Source organism: Humibacillus xanthopallidus (genome assembly GCF_044793955.1).
GTDB classification, from domain to species: Bacteria; Actinomycetota; Actinomycetes; order Actinomycetales; family Dermatophilaceae; genus Humibacillus; species Humibacillus xanthopallidus_C.
On record NZ_CP084995.1, the window covers coordinates 2,937,493 to 2,956,321 of the forward strand.

Sequence of the window (18,829 nt, forward strand, 5' to 3'; positions counted from 1 at the left end):
CGAGGCCTCTCCTCCGAGGCTGTCACCGGGGGCGCCTGAGAGGCCGAAGGCCTGTCACAAGCCGGCGCGCAGCTCGGCGGGAACGGGCGTGCCGCGGGTCAGACCGGCCCCCGTCACGGCTGACCGGGCCGCGTCGAGCACGTCGCGCACCGGTCGTCCCAGGGCAGCCGCCGCAGCCTCGGCCGCACGGAACTCCACGGCCACGTTGACGACGCGGCCCTCGCGGTGGGCGACCTTGATGGCCACCGGCTGCCCGTCGACGTCGACGTCGACCCACCCGCGATCGAGCGCCCAGCGCGTCACGGGGGTCAGCCGCACCCCGATGGTGCTCGTGGTCGCAAAGACGAGGTCACGCAGCGCCGCCACCTCGCCGGGCTCCGCGAGCACGGAGAGCAGCTGCGCCGGACGGCCGCGCTTCATCGTGATCGGGGTCGTCCACGCGTCCGCCGCACCGGCGGCGAGCAGCGCGTCGATCACCGTGGGCCACACTCGCGGGTCGAGGTCGTCGACGTTGGCCTCGAGCACGCACAGCTCCTCGGCACCGTCGCCCTCCCCCGCTGATCCGCTGCGAAGGTAGGCTTCGTGCGCGCCCTGCGCCCGGGCCCGGGGCCGTCCGACGACGACGCGGACGACGTTGGCGCGGTCGGCCTGCTCCCGCGTGCCGGCGCCGACGCCGACAGCGGTGACCGTCAGGGACGGGAGCCCCGCCTGGTGCTGCGCGAGCGCGGTGACGAGCGCGACGCCGGTCGGGGTCGCGAGCTCGCCCTCACCGCCCGAGGTGACGTGCCAGCCACGGCTCAGCTCGAGGACCGCGGGCACCGGCACCGGCACGCGTCCGTGCGCCGCCCCGACCGACCCGGACCCCAGGGACATCCGGCTGGCCGTCAGGGTGCGGGTATCGAGGTCGACCAGGGCCGCGCAGCAACCGACGACGTCGGCGATGGAGTCCCACGCCCCGACCTCGTGGAAGTGCACCTCGTCGACACTCGTGCCGTGCACGTGCGACTCGGCGACGGCCAGACGCTCGAACACCGCGTGGGCCCGCTGACGCACGGCATCGTCGAGGTCGGCGTCGCGGAGCCGATCCCTGATCTCCGACCATCGCCGGTGGTGCTGGTCCTCGACCAGCAGCTCGACGTCCACCTTGAGCGCCCGCATCCCCGCTCGCGTGGTCTCCTGCGCGCCCAGGCGGACCGTGCCCGGGATCACCGCGTCGACGGCGGCCTGCGCGACGGCGAGCGACGCACCGGCATCCACGAGCGCGCCGAGGAGCATGTCACCCGCGACCCCCGCCGACACGTCGAGCCAGATGTCGACCCCCTGGCCCTGCGCCGTCACGCTCACCCCCTCACCGTAGGTGACCCGTGCCGTCGAAGTCGTGGCAGCGAGCCGTGCACCATCCCGGCGAGGGCGACGACGATCGGCACAAAGGCCAACAGGTAGCGCGCCCGGCCCTGGAAGAGCAGCGTGAAGGCGGCTATCCCCAGGACCGTGACAGCGAGGAGCACGATCTCGCGGCGGTAGGGCACGCGGAGCAGCCCGACCCCACCGAGCAGGAGCACGGCGATCCACAGCGACTGCGCGAGCTCCGCGCGGAGCGGATACCACTGGCCGTGCAGGCCGTTCACCTCCTGGGTCACGGCGACCGCCCCGGTCGCAGGAGGCATCAGCCCCGGCCGCGAGTCACCACCCTCGACCCAGGCCGAGAACATGCCGTCACCCCAGTTCCACGCGAGCTTGTTGGCATAGAAGGCGGCGGTGCCGGCGAGCCCACGCTCGGCCCAGCGGTCGGCGAGGAACTCGCGGGCGTAGGCGTCCATCCCCGACGGGTCGAGACCCTCGATGGCCTCGACCATCTCGCGGGAGTAGGTGCCGTAGTTGGTGACGCCCGTGTCGCTCGTCTTCTCGTTGGAGCCGTTGGCGAGCCACCACAGCGGGCTCGGCGAGACGTCGGCGCGCAGCCGCGAGGTGTCGGCCCCCGAGGCGTTCTGGGCCACGGTCGGCACCGCGACGGCGAGGACGGAGAAGACGACGAGGCCTGCCGCGCAGGCGGCCAGGCCTGCGGCACGCCGGTCGAGGTGCTGCTGGCTGTCGAACACCGCGACGAGCACGGCCACGGCGACCGCGATGACCATGACGACCGGCGTCGTCTTGAGCGCGTAGGCCACGGTCATCGCGAGAATCGACAGTCCCCAGAGGACGATCCGCACCTCGCGCCGCCCCGGTGCCAGCGCACGCGCCGCCAGTGCCGCCGCCCCGGTCACGAAGGGCATCGCGTAGAGGTCCGTGTAGGGCACCGCCATCCACGGGCTCGTGGCGACGAGCACGAGGGTGGCGAGCTGGGCCGCGAGCGCGGGACCGCGTCCGGCCACGCGCACGACGAGGTCGTGCACGGCATACAGCGTCACGCCGACACAGACGGCGCTGAGCCCGATGAGCACCTCGTCGGCAGGCAGCCCCACCTGCTCGGCGACCGCGTGGCCCCACTGGTCGATCGCGAGGAGGGGGAGGTTGTTGGGATAGAGCGAGAGGTAGTCGATGCCCCAGTCGGGCAGCGGCTGCCCCGAGTGGAGGATGCGCGCGAGGTCCATGACGACGCGGGCGTCCCAGCCGTAGGCATACTGCCCGGCCAGACCCATAGCGGCCGCGATGACGCCGCCCAGCACGGCGACGGCCGCCGGGACCCACCCCCGCTCGAGCCAGCGCGGCAGGCGCGCGACGAGGGCGACCGCCACGACCGCCACGACCCCCACGACGACGACCGGCCAGCGGAAGGGCGTGATGACCGGGCGCGGCGCGACGAGCGCGACGACCGCCACGGCCAGCAGCCCGACCCCGGTCAGTCGCAGCAACAGGCGCCCGACCGGTGAGTCCATGCGCAGACGGTATCCCAGGCCCGTCTGCGCACGGACGGGCGGCTCAGGCGTCGCGGACCGAGCGGTTGACGGCCGAGACGACCGCCTTGATCGAAGCCGTCACGATCGACGGGTCGACCCCGACGCCCCACAGGACCCGCTCCCCCACGGCGCACTCGACGTAGGCGGCGGCGCGCGCGTCACCACCCGCCGACAGGGCGTGCTCGGCGTAGTCGAGGACGCGCACGTCCGGGGCGCCCTCGACGGTGGAGAGCGCGTCGACGAAGGCCGCGATGGGACCGTTGCCCCGCCCGTGCACCGTGAGGCTCTCGTCACCGTCGCGCATCGTCGCCTCGAGCGTGCTCACGCCGTCGACGGTCGAGTCGGTCACGACGTTGACGAGCTCGAAGCGGCCCCAGACCCGGGTCGGGTTCGGGAGGTACTCGTCCTGGAACTTCGCCCACAGGTCGGCAGGCGCGACCTCGCCGCCGTCCTGGTCGACGCCACGCTGGACGACACCGGAGAACTCGATCTGGAGTCGGCGCGGCAGGTCCATCTGGTGCTCGGACTTCATGATGTAGGCGACGCCGCCCTTGCCGGACTGGCTGTTGACGCGCACGACGGCCTCGTAGGACCGGCCGAGGTCGTGCGGGTCGACGGGCAGGTAGGGCACACCCCAGACGAGGTCGTCGATGGCGGTCCCCTTGTCCTTGGCCTCGACCTCCATCGCCTCGAAGCCCTTCTTGATCGCGTCCTGGTGCGACCCGGAGAAGGCGGTGAAGACGAGGTCTCCGCCGTAGGGGTGGCGCTCGCCGACGGGCAGCTGGTTGCAGTACTCGACCGTGCGGCGGATCTCGTCGATGTCGCTGAAGTCGATCTGCGGGTCGACGCCCTGGCTGAAGAGGTTCATGCCGAGGGTGACAAGGTCGACGTTGCCGGTGCGCTCGCCGTTGCCGAAGAGGCAGCCCTCGATGCGGTCGGCGCCGGCGAGGTAGCCGAGCTCGGCGGCGGCGACCCCGGTGCCGCGGTCGTTGTGCGGGTGCAGGGACACGACGACGGACTCGCGCCGGTCGAGGTGACGGATCATCCACTCGATCGAGTCGGCATAGACGTTGGGGGTGATCATCTCCACGGTGGCGGGCAGGTTGATGATCATCTTGTGGTCCGGCGTCGGGTCCAACACGTCTATGACGGCGTTGCAGATGCGCACCGCGAAGTCGGGCTCGGTGCCCGTGTAGGACTCCGGCGAGTACTCGTAGAAGATCCGCGTGTCGGGGATCGTCTCCTCGAGCTTCTTGATGAGGCGGGCGCCCTGGACGGCGATGTCGATGATGCCGTCCTGGTCGAGCCCGAAGACGACCCGCCGCTGGAGGATCGAGGTCGAGTTGTAGAAGTGGACGATGGCCTGCTCGGCTCCGCGGATGGCATCGAAGGTCCGTTCGATGAGGTGGTCGCGGCACTGCGTCAGCACCTGGATCGTCACGTCGTCGGGGATGTGGCCACCCTCGATGAGCTCGCGGCAGAAGTCGAAGTCGGTCTGGCTCGCCGACGGGAAGCCGACCTCGATCTCCTTGTAACCCATCTTGACGAGCAGCTGGAACATCCGCAGCTTGCGCTCGGAGTTCATCGGGTCAATGAGCGCCTGGTTGCCGTCACGCAGGTCGACCGCGCACCAGCGCGGGGCCGCCTCGATGCGCTTCGTCGGCCACGTGCGGTCGGGCAGCTCGAAGGGGATCTGCTCGTGGAAGGGCTGGTACTTCTGGAACGGCATGCCCGACGTCTGCTGGGGGTGGATCATCTCTGCACTCTCTTCGTCTGCGTTTCGCTCGGTGTCCGGCCGGACACGGGAAACTCCGCGACGAGGAGGGCCGGGGTCAGGCCTCGTCGCGGCAGAGAAGAAGGAGGCTCACCGCACGCACGAGTTCACCGTATGCCGGTCGGTCGGCTGCCGTCCACCCCTCGGGACCGCTGCCCGGATCGTGAGACCCAGATCCCGTTCCGGCTCCGGTCCCAGAGCCTCAGTCCTGCTGGCCGGCCGGTTCGGCGGTGTCATCCTCACCGGCATCGGCGATCTGCTCCTCCGGGCGCGGCGGGACGTTCTGGTCGTCCTCGAGCACCTCGAGCTCGTGGTCGTGCGCGGCCGTCTCGGACATCTGCGCCTCCTTGCGTCTGTCTCGAGTCTAGGACGGCAGGGTGCACCTCGCTCAGAAGCCGAGGCGCTGCATCTGCTTGGGGTCGCGCTGCCAGTCCTTGGCGACCTTGACGTGCAGGTCGAGGTAGACGCGCTGGCCGAGCAGCGCCTCGATCGCCTTGCGGGAGTTCGTGCCGACCTCGCGCAGCCGCGAGCCGCCCTTGCCGATGACGATCGCCTTCTGGCTCGGTCGCTCGACGAAGACGTTGACGCGCACGTCGAGCATCGGGCTGTCGTCGGGACGCCCCTGGCGCGGCACCATCTCCTCGACGACGACGGCGAGCGAGTGCGGCAGCTCGTCGCGCACCCCCTCGAGCGCCGCCTCCCTCACGAGCTCGGCGATCATGATGATGTCGGGCTCGTCGGTCATGACGCCGTCGGGATAGAGCTGGGGCGAGAGCGGCAGGTAGGACGAGAGCAGGTCGCGCACCTCGTCCACCTGCTCCCCCGAGACCGCCGAGCAGGGGATGATCGCGTCCCAGTCGCCGAGCTGGTCGATGGCCATGAGGTGCTCGGCGAGCTTGTCGCGGTCGACCGTGTCGGCCTTGGTCGCGATCGCGACGACAGGTCGGCGCAGGGAGCGCAGCTCCATCAGCTCGTTGGCGATGAACGCGTCGCCCGGCCCGGGGCGCTGGTCGGCCGGCAGGCAGAAGCCGATGACGTCGACCTCGAGGAGCGTCTGGCGCACGAGGTCGTTGAGGCGCTGGCCGAGCAGCGTGCGCGGCTTGTGCAGGCCAGGCGTGTCGACGAGGACCAGCTGCGCCCTGGGCGTCGTCGAGATGCCGCGGATCGTGTGCCGGGTCGTCTGCGGCTTGGAGCTCGTGATGGCGACCTTCTGCCCCACGAGGGCGTTGGTCAGCGTCGACTTGCCGGCGTTGGGGCGCCCGACGAGACAGGCGAAACCGGCACGGTATGCCGTCTTGTCGCCGTCGTGGGGTGCCGTGTCGTCAGTGCCCGCCTGCGTGCCCATGGGCATCCTCCGTCTCGGTGTGGTCGCTGCCAGTCTCCTCTGCCGCGACGCGGTGCACGATGACCGACGCCACACGGTGGCGGCGACCGGCCATGCGCTCGGCCGTCAGCTCGAGCCCGGCGATGCGGGCCGACGAGCCCACGATCGGCACGCGGCCGATGACCTTGGTGAGGAGCCCGCCGACCGTGTCGACGTCCTCCTCGTCGATGGTCACGTCGAAGAGCTCCGCGAGGTCGTCGATGTCCATCGAGGCGGGGACGCGCAGGGTGCCGTCCTCGAGGTGCTCGACACCGGGCGCCTCGCGGTCGTGCTCGTCGGCGATCTCGCCCACGATCTCCTCGATGATGTCCTCGATGGTCACGAGGCCCGCGGTGCCGCCGTACTCGTCGACGACGATCGCGAAGTGGGTCTGGTCGCGCTGCATCTCGCGGAGCAGGTCGTCGACCGGCTTGCTCTCGGGCACGAAGTGCATCGGGCGCGTCACCTCGGTCGCGAGGCGCTTGGCGTCCTCGGGAGCGGCGTTGAGCCGGCGCGCGACGTCCTTGAAGTAGAGCAGCCCGCGCACGTCGTCGCTGTCCTCGCCGACGACGGGGATGCGCGAGAAGCCCGAGCGCAGGAAGAGCGACATCGCGCTGCGCAGCGTCTTGTCGGCGTCGAGCACGACCATGTCGGTGCGCGGCACCATGATCTCGCGCACGACGGTGTCTCCGAGCTCGAAGACGGAGTGGATCATCTCGCGCTCGTCGTCCTCGATGACGTCGGAGCGGCCCGCCAGGTCGACGAGGTCGCGCAGCTCCGACTCGGTCTGGAAGGGCCCGTCGCTGTAGCCCTTGCCCGGCGTGACGGCGTTGCCGAGCACGACGAGCAGCTTGGCCACCGGACCGAGCACCCGGCGCAGCCCGACGGCGAGGGGCGCGCTCCAGAGGGCCACGGTGTCGTAGTGCTGGCGGCCCAGCGTGCGGGGCGAGACGCCGACGACGACGAAGGACACGACGGCCATGATCGCGATGCTGATCAGGGCCCGGCTCCACGTCGACTCGACCTGGCCCGCGACGGCCAGCGTCACGAGCACGGCTGCCGTCGCCTCCGCGACGACGCGGAGGAAGGCGATGACCGAGAGGTAGGCCGGGGAGTCGCCCACCACGACCATCAGCGACTTGGCGCCCGAGCGGCCCTGCTCGAACAGCTCGGCCGCGCGCACCCGCGACATGCGGAAGATCGCCGCCTCGGCCGCCGAGAGCACGAAGGCCACGACGATGCTGATGAGGGCCGGGAGGACGAACTGCGGGAGCATCAAGGTCTCTCGTGGGGGTGCTGGGCGGTCGGTCGTGGATCTCGGGGGGCCGCGACCGGGTGCCGCGGGCTCAGCTGGTGGGGCTCGTGGGGCGAGCTCAGGCGCCGGGTCGGCCCCGTGTCGCGAGGAAGGTGAGCAGGAGCTGGCGCTGGAGCTCGAACATCTCGCGCTCCTCGTCGGGCTCGGCGTGGTCGTAGCCGAGCAGGTGGAGGATGCCGTGCGTCGTGAGCAGGAGCATCTCCTCCATCGGGGCGTGCCCCGCCTCGGCCGCCTGCCTCGTCGCGACCGACGGGCAGAGCACGATGTCGCCGAGCGTGCCCTCCTCGGGCTCCTGGCCCTCTCGGCCCGGGCGCAGCTCGTCCATCGGGAAGCTCATGACGTCGGTGGGCCCGGGCAGGTCCATCCACTGCACGTGGAGCACCTCCATGGCCTCCTCGTCGACGAGCTTGATGCAGAGGTCGGCCTGCGGGTGCACCCGCATCTGCTCGAGGACGTACTTGGAGCAGGCGAGCAGCTCGAGCTCGTCGACGCTGTCGTCGGTCTCGTTGAGGACGTCGATGCTCACGCGCGGGCCTCCCGCGAGCCACGCGAGTCGCGACCGTGGCGCTCACGGGCCGCGCCGGAGGCCTTGCGCTCGCTGCGCTCACGCTTGACCTCGTCGGCCTCGTAGGCGTCGACGATGGCGCTCACGAGCCGGTGCCGCACGACGTCGTGCGAGGTCAGCTCGGCGAAGTGCACGTCGTCGACCCCCTCGAGGATGTCGCGCACGACGCGCAGGCCCGAGCGGGTGCCGCCGGGGAGGTCGACCTGCGTGATGTCGCCGGTGACGACCATCTTGGAGCCGAAGCCGAGGCGGGTGAGGAACATCTTCATCTGCTCGCTCGAGGTGTTCTGGGCCTCGTCGAGGATGATGAACGCGTCGTTGAGCGTGCGACCGCGCATGTAGGCGAGCGGGGCGACCTCGATCGTGCCCGACGCCATGAGCCGCGGGATCGTCTCGGGGCTCACCATGTCGTGCAGGGCGTCATAGAGCGGCCGCAGGTAGGGGTCGATCTTGTCGTTGAGCGTGCCCGGCAGAAAGCCGAGCCGCTCGCCGGCCTCGACGGCGGGCCGGGTGAGGATGATGCGGTTGACCTGGTGGGCCTGCAGCGCCGCCACGGCCTTGGCCATCGCGAGGTAGGTCTTGCCCGTGCCCGCGGGCCCGATGCCGAAGACGACGGTGTGCTGGTCGATCGCGTCGACGTAGCGCTTCTGGTTGAGCGTCTTGGGTCGGATCGTGCGCCCGCGGCTGCTCACGATGTTCATCGTCAGCACGTCGGCGGGTCGCTCGGAGGACTGGTTGCGCAGCATCCCGATCGACCGCTCGACCGCGTCGCGGTTGAGCGGCTGGCCGAGGTCGACGATCGTCAGCAGCTCGTCGAGGAGGGTGTCGATGATCTCGAGCTCGCCGGTCGGGCCGCTGAAGGTCATCTCGTTGCCGCGCACGTGCGTGTCGACGAGCGGGAACTGCCGCTCCATCGTGCGCAGCAGCTCGTCGCGCGGGCCCAGCAGGGCCACCATCTCGATGGGCGGCGGGATGCGCCGGGTGAGCACGGGGGCGTCGGAGTCCACGGGGCTGACGGGAGCGCTCGACTCGGAGCCGGGTGAGGAGGCGTCATTCATCGTGTGTCGAGTCTACGTGCGACCGGCGGAGCTCCTCACCACGAAATCGGCGAGGTCGGCGCTCTGCTGCCGGCGCGTCGGCTCGTGGACGTACATCATGTGCCCGGCCTCGTAGTACGCGTGCTCGATGTTGGCGCGCAGCTCGTCGGGCACCTGGAGGTGGGCCACGACGTCCTCGGCCGCGAAGTGCGGGGTCGCGCCGTCGTAGTAGCCGTAGGCGACGTGCACCCGCAGGTGCGGGTTCTGGCGCATCGCCCGTTCGAGCTGGGGTGAGACGTCGATGGGCCTGCCCTCGAAGTCCTTGAAGGACCACGGGTGCACCAGCCGCGAGATCTGCTCGTAGTGCAGGTCGCTGTCGTAGCCGAGCTCGTCACGCACGTAGTGGTTCCAGGTCGCGGCATACGGCCCGGCGATCGCATCCATCGACGGGTCGGCGTCCATGCCCTCGGCGATGGCGCTCGCCGCGGGCCCGGTGAAGCGACCGTCGAGGCGACCCACCGAGAGACGCTGGTCGCGCAGCAGCTCGGTGAAGTAGCGCCAGTGCTCGATGCGCAGGTCGGCGCGGTCGACGTAGTCCTCGGTCAGCCCGGTGAGCCGGGCCACCGTCGCCACCGCGTCGCGGCGCTCGGCGGGAGCCAGCCGGGCACCGCGGGACAGCACCCACGGGTAGTCGCGGGCGGCATACGCCTCCGCCTCGTCGAGCACCCCCCGCAGACCGCGCCGGCCGTGCTTGCCGTGGTAGTGGGCGATCGCGGCATACGTCGGCAGGTAGAGCGCGTGCGCGCGGTCGTTGCGCTGCTTGTCGAAGTCGATCGACGACAGGTCGAGCACGCTCGAGATGAGGATCAGCCCGTTGAGGTAGAGGCCGTAGCGCTCCTGCAGGTGCTCCGCCAGGGCGGCGCCGCGGAGCGTGCCGTAGGACTCCCCCGCGATGAACTTCGGCGACATCCAGCGACGGTGGCGCGAGGTCCAGAGGCGGATGAGCTCGGCGACCGACTCGATGTCCTTCTGGTAGCCGTGGAAGTCGCCGGGCTTGCCGCCCTCGACCGCGCGGGACCAGCCGGTCGACATCGGGTCGATGAAGACGAGGTCGCTGACCGCGAGCAGCGACTCCGGGTTGTCGACGAGGTCGTAGGGCGGGGGTTCGAGCGCTCCCACATCGCCCATGACGACACGGCGCGGGCCGAGCAGGCCCAGGTGCAGCCAGACGCTCGAGCTGCCGGGGCCGCCGTTGAAGGCGAAGGTGACCGGTCGCTTGCGCACGTCGGCGCCGTCGAGCACGTAGCTCGTCATGGACAGCTCACCCTTGGCCTTGTGGCCGCCGAACGTGCCGTCCTTGTGGTGCTCCTCGCGCAGCACGACCCGTCCGGTCGTGGCCGTGTAACGCAGCTGGCGGCGCCCGACGCGCAGCGTGTGGTGGGTCGTGACGAGGTCGTCGACGGGCTCCTTCGGCTCCGGCTTGGTGTCCGTGGACTCCTTTGCCGCAGAGCCGGTCTCGCGCTCGACGGCAGAATGGTCGGGATCGGGACCGTCGCTCACACCATCCGCCCCTCCGTGAAACGAGCCCCCGCGAGCACGTGGACGTGCGCGTGGAAGATCGTCTGGCCGGCGTCGCTGCCGGTGTTGACGATCATCCGGTTCGCGTCGGCCACGCCCTCCTGCTCGGCGACCTGCTGGGCGAGGCGGAAGACGTCGGCGAGGTCGTCGGCCGACGCGTGGGCGAGGGCTCCGACGGTCGGCTCGTGACGCCGGGGCACGACGAGGACGTGGATCGGGGCCGCGGGGCTGATGTCGCGGAAGGCGATCGACCGCTCGCTCTCCGCGACGCGCTCGGACGGGATGTCGCCGGCGACGATCTTGCAGAAGAGGCAGTCGTCGGGGGTCTGCTGGCTCATGCCTGCACCCTAGGGACGTCAACCGAAACGCGCACCTGCGCGTCATGCTGTCGTGAGAACGTTGGGTATGCCGTCCGGCCAGCTGGGTGACGCCGGCTCGGCCCGGCGCGGGCCGGGTGGCCGAGACGCCGCCCCGCCCGGCCCCGACGCGCTGCACGCGCCCTCGGGAGGCTCACCCCACGACCAGGGACTGCCCGTCGACCCCGACGTGGCGATCGGTGAGCTCTATCGCGCCCACTGGCACCGACTCGTGCGGCTCGCCTGGCTGCTGCTGCGCGACCAGCTAGCGGCCGAGGACGTCGTGCAGGACGCCTTCGTCGCGACCCACCGTCGGTGGGCCTCGATCCGCGAGGGTGGCCGCGTCGTCGGCTACCTGCACACGGCCGTGGTCAACGGCTGCCGGTCGGTGCAGCGCCACAACGTCGTGGTCGACCGGTTCAACACGGCGACCGCCGGGGCGGCCGATGCACCCGGCCGGGAGTCGGTGGGCAGCGCGGAGGCGGCAGCCCTGCACACCACCGAGCACGACGCCATGATGCGTGTCCTCTCCGGGCTGCCGGCGAGGCAACGAGAGGTGCTCGTGCTGCGCTACTACGCCGACCTCTCGGAGGCGCAGATAGCCGCTGCTCTCGACATCTCGCCCGGCGCGGTCAAGAGCCACGCCCACCGCGGGCTGATGACCCTGCGAGCCACGATGCCCACGACGGAGCTGCCATGAACACCGACCCGACGCCCCTCGACCCCGACGAGGCCGCCCGCAGGGCCGCCTCGTTGCGCCAGACCGAGGCGAGCCTGCGTCGAGAGCTCGGCGCCGAGGCCGGACGCATCGAGCCCGGCGACCGGCTCGCAAGCATCCTCACCGAGGCCCACGTCGAGACCGCCGGTCACGGCACCCGGCGGTGGCTCGCACCTGCGGCTGCCGCGGCCGCGGCTCTGCTGCTCGCGGGCACGGTCTGGGCGGTCAACCGTCCGACCGGGACGACCCCGGTCGGCGGCCCGACGGTGGCGACCGTCGCGACGGGCACGACCAGCGTCACCCCGACGACGCCCGGCACCACCCCCGCCACGCCGACGGGCACGTCACCGCCGCCCTCGAGCGCTCCGACCGCCGGACCCGCCCCGACGACGGTCACGGTCGGTCCGACCGGGCCGCCGACTGCGGCGCCGACGACGGGCACCGCGCCGCCCGTGACGACGACCGTCACCGTCCCGGTCTACTACCTCGGACCCGTGGTGGCGGGGAGCGAGCGGCTGCGCCTCTTCCGCGAGTTCGTGCCCACCGCGGTGCCGGCCCCCGTGACGTCAGGCGGCAAGGCCCTGGCCGCCCTCCGGCTGGCCTTCGGCTCCACCGGCGCCGCGTCGACCGCCGGCTTTGCCTCACCGTGGATCACCGCCGATCCGCGCTCGGTCACCGTCGGCGACGGGCGGATCACCGTGGCGCTGTCACGAGGCCTCTCCACGACCCCCGCCGGGGGTGGCGAGCTGGCGATCCAGCAGATCGTGTGGACGGTCCAGGCCGCCGTCGGGCAGGGGGCGCTCCCGGTGCGCATCACGGTCCCGGGTGACGGCGAGCTGGCGCCGGGACTGTCGAGCACGCGCACTTGGAACCGGCCGACCGACCCCGTCGAGGTGGCATCGATCCTGGCGCCGGTCTGGGTCGACGAGCCCTTCCGTGGCGAGGTCGTGACGGCGGGAAGGCCGCTCACCGTCAAGGGCGTCGCCAGCACCTTCGAGGCGACCGTCGAGTGGGAGCTGCTGCGCGACGGTGCCGTGGTCGACGAGGGCTTCACGACGGCCACCATCGGCGCACCCGGTCGAGGCACCTACACGTTCGAGACCGAGGCGCTCACGCCGGGAGCCCACGTGCTGCGCGTCTTCGAGAGCAGCGCCAAGGACGGCTCCGTCGCCGCCGAGCAGCGCGTGCCCTTCACAGCCCGCTGACCCTCCCCCAACACCCTCCCCACCCTCCCCGGTTCGAGGTGATGCCGGGACCCACGCCCCCGCCGGGATCACCTCGAACGAGGGGTGGGTGGGTGCGCGGGAGGGTGCAGGTCGGGCCGGTCTGGAGCCGGTTCAGCGCCAGCGGGAGGCGGCGTTGATGACCGCGAGCGCAGCCGGTCCGGCCGACGACGAGCGCAGGATCGTCGTGCCGAGCCGCACCGGGCGACCGCCTGCCTCCGTGAGGGCGTCGAGCTCGCGCGGCGAGATGCCACCCTCGGGACCGACGACGACGAGCAAATCGCCGTCTCGGGGCAGCTCGACCCCGGCGAGCGGCAGGATCGCCTCCTCGTGGAGCACGACCGTCAGCGCGGCTGCCTCGACCCGCGCCACGAGCGCAGCGAGGTCGACCGCGGAGGAGGTGAGCGGCATACGGGCTCGGCGGGACTGCTTGGTGGCCCGCGCGACGACGGCTGCCCACTTGGCGAGCGACTTGGCGGCGCGGTCACCGCGCCACACGACGACCGACCGCTCGGCCTGCCACGGCACGACCTCGTCGACGCCGAGCTCGGTCGCGGCCTCGATGGCCTGCTCGTCGCGGTCGCCCTTGGCGAGCGCCTGCACGAGCACGAGTCGCGGCTCCGGTGCCGCCTCGTCGGTCAGGTCGAGCACCCGGCCGCGCACCCACGTGCGGTCGACGGCCTCGGCCTCGCAGAGCACGCGGCGCCCGGCGCCGTCGGCGACGAGGTAGCGCTCGCCCGGCCGCACGCGCACGACCGTCGCGGCGTGGCGACCTTCGTCCCCATCGAGCTCGAGCACGTCGCCGACCGTCACGGCGGCGACCGACGCCGGGTTGCCGAGGAAGAGCTGGTGGGTCACCGCACGCACTCCCCCATGCGTGTCACTTCTCCTTGAACGCGTCGCGCAGCTTGCCGAAGAGACCCTTGTTGGCAGGCGCCAGCCGGCCCTCGGGGCGCTCCTCGCCGCGCAGGGCCGCGAACTGCTGGAGCAGGTCACGCTGCTCCTCGGTCAGGCGCGTCGGGGTCTGCACGGTGGCGTGCACGAGCAGGTCACCACGACCGCCGTGGCGCAGGTGGGTGACACCGAGGCCGCGCAGGGTGTGCACCTCGCCGCTCTGCGTGCCCGGCTTGATCTCGAGGTCCTGCATGCCGTCGAAGGTCGAGAGCTTGAGCGTCGTGCCGAGGGCGGCGGCCGCCATGGGCAGCTCGACGCTGCAGTGGAGGTCGTCACCGCGGCGGGTGAACGTCTCGTGGTTGACCACCCGGATCTCGACGTAGAGGTCGGCGTTGGGCCCGTTGCCGGGGCCGACCTCACCCTCTCCGGTCAGCTGGATGCGGGTGCCCGTGTCGACGCCCGCGGGCACCTTGAGCTTGAGGCTGCGGCGGGTGCGCACGCGCCCGTCGCCGGAGCAGTCGTGGCAGGGGTCGGTCAGCGTCGCGCCGTAGCCCTGGCAGTTGACGCACGGCCGCGAGGTCATGACCTGGCCGAGGAAGCTGCGCTGGACCTGCTGCACCTCGCCGGCGCCCTTGCAGATCGGGCACGTCTGGCGGCCGGTGCCGGGCTCGGCGCCGTCGCCGGCGCAGCGCGTGCAGCCGACGGCCGTCTCGAGCGTCAGGTCCTCCTCGGAGCCGAAGACGGCCTTGGCGAGGTCGATGTCGAGACGCACGAGGGCGTCCTGTCCGCGCTGGACGCGCGACCGCGGGCCCCTCGTGCCGGCCTGTGCCCCGGCGCCGAAGAAGGCGTCCATGACGTCGCTGAAGGAGAAGCCGGCGCCCGCGCCGTAGCCCGCACCGCCACCGCTGGCGAAGGGGTCTGCGCCCATGTCGAAGGAGCGCCGCTTCTGGGGGTCGGAGAGCACGTCGTAGGCCTGGGAGACCCGCTTGAACTCCTCCTCCGCGTCCGCACCCGGGTTGACGTCGGGGTGCAGCTTGCGCGCGAGGCGACGGTAGGCCTTCTTGATGTCCTCCTGGCTCGCGTCGCGAGCGACACCGAGGACGGCGTAGTAGTCGTTCAAGCTGGGGTTCCTTCGTGGGACGTGGTGCGTGCGGTGCCGACGCGACGGTGCGCCGGCGGTGGGGCGTCGTTCGGGACGGTGCTGACGGTCAGGTGGACTGGTTGGCGTCGAGGATCTCGGAGACGTAGCGCGCGACGGCCCGGACCGAGGCCATCGTCATGGGGTAGTCCATGCGCGTCGGGCCGAGGACGCCGAGGCTCGCGACGCGCTCGGCACCGGAGCCATACCCCATCGACACGAGGGAGGTGGACTGCAGGCCGGTCACGGGGTTCTCGGTGCCGATGCGCACCGAGACGAGGTCGGGGTCGTCACCGAGCTGGCCGAGGAGGCGGAGCAGCGTGACGTGCTCCTCGAGCGCCTCGAGGATCGGCCCGATGGTGCGCGGGAAGTCGGTGCCGGCGCGGGCGAGGTTGGCCTGGCCGGCGAGCACGACCCGCTCCTCACGCTCCTCGACGAGGGCGTCGCCGAGGGCCGACACGACGGCCTCGGTCGCCGCCCGATCGGCCTCGGGGGTGTCCTCGACGAGGTGGCGCAGCCGAGTGGCAGCGAGGGTGAACGGCACGCCTGCGGCGACCTCGTTGATGCGGGAGCGGATCGAGGCGACGAGCGCCTCACCGTCGGCGTCAGACAGCGTGCGGCCCAGGTCGACGACACGCTGCTCGACCCGGCCGGTGTTCACGATGAGCACGATCATGAGGTGTGTGGCGCCCAGCGGCACGAGCTCGATGTGACGCACCGTCGAGCGGGTCAGGGAGGGATACTGCACGACGGCCACCTGGCGGGTGAGGCTGGCGAGCAGCCGCACGGTGCGGTCGACGACGTCGTCGAGGTCGACGGCGCCCTCGAGGAACTGGCTGATCGCGCGACGCTCACCGGGGTTGAGCGGCTTGACGGCGCTGAGGCGGTCGACGAAGACGCGGTAGCCGGCGTCGGTGGGCACGCGGCCGGCCGAGGTGTGGGGGGCGTGGATCAGGCCCTCCTCCTCGAGCAGCGCCATGTCGTTGCGCACCGTGGCCGCGCTGACGCCCAGGTGGTGCCGCTCGACGAGGGCCTTGCTGCCGACCGGCTCGGACGTCTGCACGTAGTCCTGCACGATGGCGCGCAGCACCATGAGCCTGCGGTCCTCGCTCATCCGTCCTCCTCACGCTGCCCGGGCACCCGTCTGGCACTCTCAAATGTCGAGTGCCAAGTCTACGCGGTCGGCCCCTGTTGCACCGAACGACTCGTCCGGTGTCGAACGTGCGGGCGCACCGCCACCATCGCCTCCACCATCACCGCCACCCATCGCCTCGGTCCCGTCTTTCGCCACCCGCCCGGGGCGTGGCGCCACGGCGCCCGCCCACCGGACGGCATACGCTGCCTGACCGTGTGCCCCAACGACCGCTATGGCAACGACGTGCTCTCCGGCGACTGGCGCGCCCCGAAGCGGGGACGGTCGGCCGACCTGCCCGCGGAGCGCGACCTCGTCGTGGAGGAGGTCGAGACGGGGTGGGTGGGCGCCGTCGTGCGGGTCGAGAAGGCCGGCGGCATGCACGTCGTGCACCTCGAGGACCGCCGCGGGCGCACCAAGGCCTTCCCGCTCGGGCCGGGTTTCCTCGTCGACGGCCGCCCCGTCACCCTGACGCCGCCGAGGGCCGCCGCGCAGGCCAAGCTCGCCGAGGCCGCGAGGGCGCAGTCACGCACGGCCTCCGGCTCCGTCGCCGTCCACGACGCGCGCGCCCGGGTCGCGACCGGCTCACGCATCTACGTCGAGGGGCGCCACGACGCCGAGCTCGTCGAGAAGGTGTGGGGCGACGACCTGCGCATCGAGGGGGTCGTCGTCGAGATGATGGACGGCGTCGACGACCTCGCCGGCATCATCGCCGAGTTCCAGCCCGGGCCGGGCCGACGGCTCGGCGTGCTCGTCGACCACCTCGTGCCGGGCACCAAGGAGGCGCGCATCGTCGACCAGGCACGCGCCCTGCCCGGCCTGACCGCCCACGTGCGGATCCTCGGCCACCCCTACGTCGACGTCTGGCAGTCGGTGCGCCCGGAACGCCTCGGCTGGCAGCAGTGGCCGGTCATCCCCCGCGGCACGTCGTGGAAGCACGGCATCTGCGCCGAGCTCGACTGGCCGCACGACACGCAGGCCGACATCGCGCGGGCGTGGAAACGCATCCTCGGCACGGTGCGCACCTACGCCGACCTCGAGCCGACCCTGCTCGCCAGCGTCGAGGAGCTCATCGACTTCGTCACGGAGCCGGTCGCCTGAGCCGGGCTCAGCCCCGCACGTAGCCGTGCACGTCGACGATGACGTGTGACGTGGCAGAGCTGTGGACGCGGACCCCTCCGTCGTCGGCGAGGGGCAGGACCGCCATCGTCGTGACGAGCTGGCCCTTCATGAAGTGGGTCGTGCCCGCACCCGGCCGCGTCGTGCCCGCGGGGTAGGCGATGAGCGCGCCCGACCCCGTCGAGCCGACGGTGGTGATCGAGACGAGGGCCCCGACCACGCCGGCGCTCGGCACTCCGGCCACTCCCCGCACCGGCGCGCGCACCGACGTGCCGCCTGCCACGATGCCGCTCGAGCGCGTGTCGAGCACGCGCGTCGGGCGAAGCACCGTGACGTCCGAGCCCACCGGCACCCACCCGACGACGTCGACGGTGAGGTCGGTCGTCGTGGTGGTGTAGAGGCTCACCTTGCCCGTGCTGCCGATGAGGCTGGTCACGAGCCCGGTGGACGAGCTGCCTCCGGTCACCTGGAGGTCGGCGACGCCCGGGCGGGTCGTCCCCGCGGCCCACGCGGCGACCCAGCCCGATGCGGCCGGCTTGGGCGCCGTGACACTGAGCACGGCTGCCACGGCGCCCGTCGACGGTATGCCGCCCCGGCCGGCCACCGTCACATCGATGCGTCCCCCGGACGCAACCTTCCCGGTCGGGGCCCCCAGCCCGCTGCGGGTGTCGACGATGCGGGTGGGTGCCGTCGTGGTCAGCCACGACGTGGTGGGCAGCCAGCCCACGACGTCGACGACGAGTCCGACGGTGCTCGAGGGCCGCAGCTTGATCCTGCCGTCGGCACCGACCCGCGACACGACCTGGTGGTTGCTGTAGTAGCTGCCGAAGTAGGAGGCGCTCCGCACGTCGGGCAGGGCCGCCCCCGACGCATAGGCGGTGACCCAGCCCGGCGTCGAGTGCCCGAACGAGGTGACGTTGAGCACGACGGCCCCGACGCCCGACGACGGCACACCGGCTCTTCCGGCCACCTGGAGCGACGCGTCGACGCCTCCGGGCAGCTTGCCGGCAGGAACGCCGATGCCGTAGCGGGTGTCCATGACCCGGGCGGGCGCGGGAAGCAGGCGGTAGGCCTTGGGATCGGACACCGGCGTGGCCTGGTCACGCAGGTGGATGAAGCCCTGCGGCCACCGGCCGCCCGTGCGGGTCACCCGGCGCCACCGGAAGTCGCCGCCCCAGTTGTCCTCCGAGACGAGGATCTCGCTGGGCGAGATGACCTTCTCGACGTAGGCGACGTGGCCCGTCGAGGAGTAGGACGTGTCCCACCAGGCGACCGAGCCGACGACGGGCTTGTCGTCGGTGAGGTCGGGGAAGGCAGGCCCCCAGTTGTAGGCGTTGCCGGAGAGCGATGCCGGCCGTTCGTTGGGCATGCCGTTCTTGACCAGCCGGTAGGCGACGTAGTTGGTGCAGTTGTGGCCGGTCGACTGGCGCCAGTAGCTCGTCGAGCTGTTGGTGCTGTAGCCGGCGTTGGAGTAGCCCGCGGAGGCACAGGGCGTGTAGCCGGTGCAGAGCACGATCCACTCGGCGGAGCGGGCCACCGGCGCGAACCCGGCACTGGTGAGCAGCAGCGCCAGACCCGTCACGACCGCCAGGGCGAGCCTGCGACGGCGTGGGAGCTCACGTGCGAAAGGCATTCGGGCGCTCCCAGGGTCTGCGTCGAGGTCTCCCGCAATCTAGGACAAGTTCGTCACGACGTCACTACCTTCTCAGCAATCCCTTGC

At 71.8% G+C, this 18,829-nt stretch carries 17 protein-coding genes; 3 read left to right on the plus strand and 14 right to left on the minus strand.

The annotated features are described in order from the left end of the window. Positions 1–54 precede the first annotated feature (54 nt). The 10 genes from larC to LG278_RS13170 all read right to left on the minus strand — a co-directional run bounded on the left by larC (position 55) and on the right by LG278_RS13170 (position 10,867). Positions 55–1,344 (minus strand): nickel pincer cofactor biosynthesis protein LarC, encoded by a 1,290-nt coding sequence (gene larC, locus LG278_RS13125; protein WP_404387487.1) that lies wholly within the window; start codon positions 1,342–1,344, stop codon positions 55–57. Then, on the minus strand, positions 1,341–2,876 hold the full coding sequence (locus LG278_RS13130; protein WP_404387489.1) for a hypothetical protein: 1,536 nt from the start codon (positions 2,874–2,876) through the stop codon (positions 1,341–1,343). The genes larC and LG278_RS13130 overlap by 4 nt, the downstream gene beginning before the upstream one ends. A gap of 43 nt (positions 2,877–2,919) precedes the next feature. Beyond that, positions 2,920–4,653 carry a 2-isopropylmalate synthase gene (leuA, locus tag LG278_RS13135; RefSeq protein ID WP_404387491.1) on the minus strand — a complete coding sequence of 578 codons (1,734 nt, stop codon included), beginning with the start codon at positions 4,651–4,653 and terminating at the stop codon, positions 2,920–2,922. A 220-nt stretch (positions 4,654–4,873) separates the two neighbouring features. Further along, positions 4,874–5,008: a hypothetical protein gene (locus LG278_RS13140; RefSeq protein ID WP_404387493.1), complete on the minus strand. Its 135-nt coding sequence runs from the start codon at positions 5,006–5,008 to the stop codon at positions 4,874–4,876. Positions 5,009–5,059: 51 nt separating this feature from the next. Then, positions 5,060–6,016: a GTPase Era gene (gene era / locus LG278_RS13145; protein WP_404387495.1), complete on the minus strand. Its 957-nt coding sequence runs from the start codon at positions 6,014–6,016 to the stop codon at positions 5,060–5,062. After that, positions 5,994–7,310, minus strand: coding sequence for a hemolysin family protein (locus LG278_RS13150; protein WP_404387497.1), 1,317 nt, complete (start codon positions 7,308–7,310; stop codon positions 5,994–5,996). Before LG278_RS13150 ends, era begins: the two co-directional genes overlap by 23 nt. A 97-nt stretch (positions 7,311–7,407) precedes the next feature. Beyond that, positions 7,408–7,875 carry an rRNA maturation RNase YbeY gene (gene ybeY / locus LG278_RS13155; RefSeq protein ID WP_404387499.1) on the minus strand — a complete coding sequence of 156 codons (468 nt, stop codon included), beginning with the start codon at positions 7,873–7,875 and terminating at the stop codon, positions 7,408–7,410. After that, complete coding sequence (locus LG278_RS13160) at positions 7,872–8,972, minus strand: PhoH family protein (protein ID WP_404387501.1); 1,101 nt, start codon at positions 8,970–8,972, stop codon at positions 7,872–7,874. Before LG278_RS13160 ends, ybeY begins: the two co-directional genes overlap by 4 nt. 12 nt (positions 8,973–8,984) lie before the next feature. After that, the gene (locus LG278_RS13165) at positions 8,985–10,511 is read right to left on the minus strand and encodes a S10 family peptidase (RefSeq protein ID WP_404387503.1); all 1,527 of its coding nucleotides are present in this window, start codon (positions 10,509–10,511) and stop codon (positions 8,985–8,987) included. Continuing rightward, complete coding sequence (locus LG278_RS13170; protein WP_404387505.1) at positions 10,508–10,867, minus strand: histidine triad nucleotide-binding protein; 360 nt, start codon at positions 10,865–10,867, stop codon at positions 10,508–10,510. The genes LG278_RS13165 and LG278_RS13170 overlap by 4 nt, the downstream gene beginning before the upstream one ends. Before the next feature lie 67 nt (positions 10,868–10,934). On the opposite strand from LG278_RS13170, the gene LG278_RS13175 reads away from it, so the two are divergent. Both LG278_RS13175 and LG278_RS13180 read left to right on the plus strand, forming a co-directional pair. Further along, positions 10,935–11,585 carry an RNA polymerase sigma factor gene (locus LG278_RS13175; protein WP_404387507.1) on the plus strand — a complete coding sequence of 217 codons (651 nt, stop codon included), beginning with the start codon at positions 10,935–10,937 and terminating at the stop codon, positions 11,583–11,585. Continuing rightward, on the plus strand, positions 11,582–12,808 hold the full coding sequence (locus LG278_RS13180) for a Gmad2 immunoglobulin-like domain-containing protein (protein WP_404387509.1): 1,227 nt from the start codon (positions 11,582–11,584) through the stop codon (positions 12,806–12,808). The genes LG278_RS13175 and LG278_RS13180 overlap by 4 nt, the downstream gene beginning before the upstream one ends. A 132-nt stretch (positions 12,809–12,940) precedes the next feature. Here LG278_RS13180 and LG278_RS13185 read toward each other — a convergent pair whose 3' ends face one another. From LG278_RS13185 to hrcA, 3 genes are all read right to left on the minus strand, one after another. After that, positions 12,941–13,684: a 16S rRNA (uracil(1498)-N(3))-methyltransferase gene (locus tag LG278_RS13185; RefSeq protein WP_404387511.1), complete on the minus strand. Its 744-nt coding sequence runs from the start codon at positions 13,682–13,684 to the stop codon at positions 12,941–12,943. A 22-nt stretch (positions 13,685–13,706) separates the two neighbouring features. After that, on the minus strand, positions 13,707–14,840 hold the full coding sequence (gene dnaJ / locus LG278_RS13190; protein ID WP_404387513.1) for a molecular chaperone DnaJ: 1,134 nt from the start codon (positions 14,838–14,840) through the stop codon (positions 13,707–13,709). Between the two features lie 88 nt (positions 14,841–14,928). Then, positions 14,929–15,972: a heat-inducible transcriptional repressor HrcA gene (hrcA, locus tag LG278_RS13195; RefSeq protein ID WP_404387515.1), complete on the minus strand. Its 1,044-nt coding sequence runs from the start codon at positions 15,970–15,972 to the stop codon at positions 14,929–14,931. Positions 15,973–16,200: 228 nt separating this feature from the next. Here hrcA and LG278_RS13200 point away from each other — a divergent pair, with 228 nt between their 5' ends. After that, a complete protein-coding gene (locus tag LG278_RS13200) occupies positions 16,201–17,091 on the plus strand; it encodes a DUF3097 domain-containing protein (protein WP_404393647.1) in 891 nt (296 codons plus the stop codon). 7 nt (positions 17,092–17,098) lie between these two features. Here LG278_RS13200 and LG278_RS13205 read toward each other — a convergent pair whose 3' ends face one another. Continuing rightward, positions 17,099–18,742, minus strand: coding sequence for a CHAP domain-containing protein (locus tag LG278_RS13205; RefSeq protein WP_404387517.1), 1,644 nt, complete (start codon positions 18,740–18,742; stop codon positions 17,099–17,101). Positions 18,743–18,829: the final 87 nt, after the last annotated feature.